3 protein-coding genes are annotated in these 1996 nt (G+C 49.1%); all 3 read left to right on the plus strand.

Annotation, left to right across the window (positions count from 1 at the left end):
• The coding region (locus M8E35_RS26140) for a flavoprotein (RefSeq protein ID WP_252473898.1) at window positions 1-837 on the plus strand (837 nt) is incomplete at its 5' end.
• A complete protein-coding gene (locus M8E35_RS26145; protein WP_252473899.1) occupies window positions 834-1133 on the plus strand; it encodes a EutN/CcmL family microcompartment protein in 300 nt (99 codons plus the stop codon). The genes M8E35_RS26140 and M8E35_RS26145, both read left to right, overlap by 4 nt.
• A partial coding sequence (locus M8E35_RS26150) for an SLBB domain-containing protein (RefSeq protein WP_252473900.1) occupies window positions 1134-1996 on the plus strand: 863 nt, incomplete at its 3' end.

Consider the following 1996-nt stretch of genomic DNA (forward strand, 5'->3'; position numbering starts at 1 on the left):
GTGCGCCGTATCCTGTCAGAGCCTTCCTTGCAAGGGTTACTCCAAGGAAACGGAGGCCAGGAAGGGAATCAGACCGTTAGATCCGAAGCCTTAGTCCTCTTGAACTATGTCTCGGATTTTCCACGGGTCTTAACTGCAGTTCAACGACAGTGGGGAGCCAACTATAAGCTTAGCATCTTGCCAAGTGACCAGGTTTTCACAACTAAGCCGGTACTGCCTGCAGGCATGACTTGGACTACGGTTCAAGACGCCTTGGGTAAGTCTGACTGGCAAAAACTAATTCTGCCAACCTGTTCCCCGAATACCTTGGCTAAAGCCGCCTTAGGAATAAGAGATAACCCCATCTGTGAGATGATTGGGCGAGGGATAAGTAAAGGATGCTCCATCGAGCTTGTGACGGAGTATCTTGGCTTAACGGCACGAACTCCTCAAGCCTACAGAGACCTCTATGAAGGATATCTGAAAAAAGTACAGACTTACGGTTTCATTCTCAGGGAGACCCTGGAGGAAGATCGCACCTTCGCTTCAGATAATAGGACAGTTCCTGTCTTACAAGGCACAAGCATCGAAAGAATAGTCCAACAACAAATAATTCATCCTGAGCAGACATCATGGAGTTGTGAATCGAAGAAAACGGCCTTCTATGAAGAAAGTGCCTCAACGCGAGAGGAGATTCACTTTGTTAAGAAGTTTCTGGGGGATAAACAAGCCTTCGGATTTCCGGAAGATTCGAGAGTTCACGTGAAACAAGGGACCGTCATCTCCCCACTCGCTCGCGACACTCTAAAACTGCGCCGCATTGAACTGTGTATAGCGAAGGAGGGGGTAAGAGGATGATTCTAGCCCGCGTGATTGGAAATGTCTGGTCAACTCGAAAGGACGAATCTTTAAGGGGGCTGAAGTTTCTTGTCGTCCAACCCGTCACACTCTTCTATCATGAGGATGGAACACCAAGGCTTCAGGAAATTGGGCATACCCTGATCGCAGCAGACCAAATAGGGGCGGGAGAAGATGAAATTGTTATGGTTGCCAGCGGGTCCTCAGCCAGGCAGGGTCTGGCGAACAATAGCATCCCCGTTGATGCCACCATCGTGGGCATTATTGATAAAGAGACCTTTGAAGTGAGAGCTTAAATGAGTGGAAAAATGAGCGAGATAACTATGAAAGAAATTAGCGCAAAAGTACGAGACGCAGGGGTAGTCGGGGCCGGAGGGGCAGGATTTCCAACACATGTCAAGCTCTCAGCGCAAGCAGAGACAGTCATTGTCAATGCAGCAGAATGTGAGCCACTGCAGAAGACCGACCAACAACTGGCAGCACTCTACCCAGAGGTTCTCGTCAAAGGTCTAACCCTTGCTATGGAGGCAACGGGTGCCTCAAAAGGGATTGTTGCGTTAAAGGCCAAATATAAAGATGCAGTAGCAGCGTTAGAACCCTGGATTAAGAAGAGAAGCAACCTTGAGTTGGCTATTATGCCGGATATCTATCCTGCAGGAGACGAAGTTATCACTATCTGGTTAACGACTGGCAGACGAGTCCCTCCGGGTGGAATACCATTAAACATCGGAGTGGTTGTTAATAACGTACAAACCCTAATCAATGTTGCAAGAGCCGTCGAAGGAATCCCAGTCACCACGCGGACTCTAACTGTAACAGGAGCTGTCAAAAATCCCATTACTGTGACCGTCCCGATCGGAACGTCAATCCGGGATGTCTTCCAACTGGCTGGCGGAGTGAGTAAGGAGCTTGCCTATATCAATGGAGGGCCGATGATGGGAACCCTTATTACAGACCTTTCAGCCTCGGTAACCAAAACCACGGGCGGGCTGATAGCCCTGCCAAAGGACCACATGCTCATCCAACGCAAACAAATGACTGTCGATAATATTTTGCGCATTGCCAAAACCGTCTGCGAGCAATGCAATTTCTGTACCGAGCTTTGCCCCAGACACATGATCGGACACGAACTCTCTCCCCATAAACTCATCCGAGCGGT

Origin of the sequence: Desulfosporosinus nitroreducens (assembly GCF_023897015.1) — a bacterium.
Lineage (GTDB): Bacteria > Bacillota > Desulfitobacteriia > Desulfitobacteriales > Desulfitobacteriaceae > Desulfosporosinus > Desulfosporosinus nitroreducens.

What these genes read in the sequence shown, in the direction of transcription:
- M8E35_RS26145 (WP_252473899.1), top strand. Translation starts at nt 834, where the DNA reads ATGATTCTAGCCCGCGTGATTGGAAATGTCTGGTCAACTCGAAAGGAC.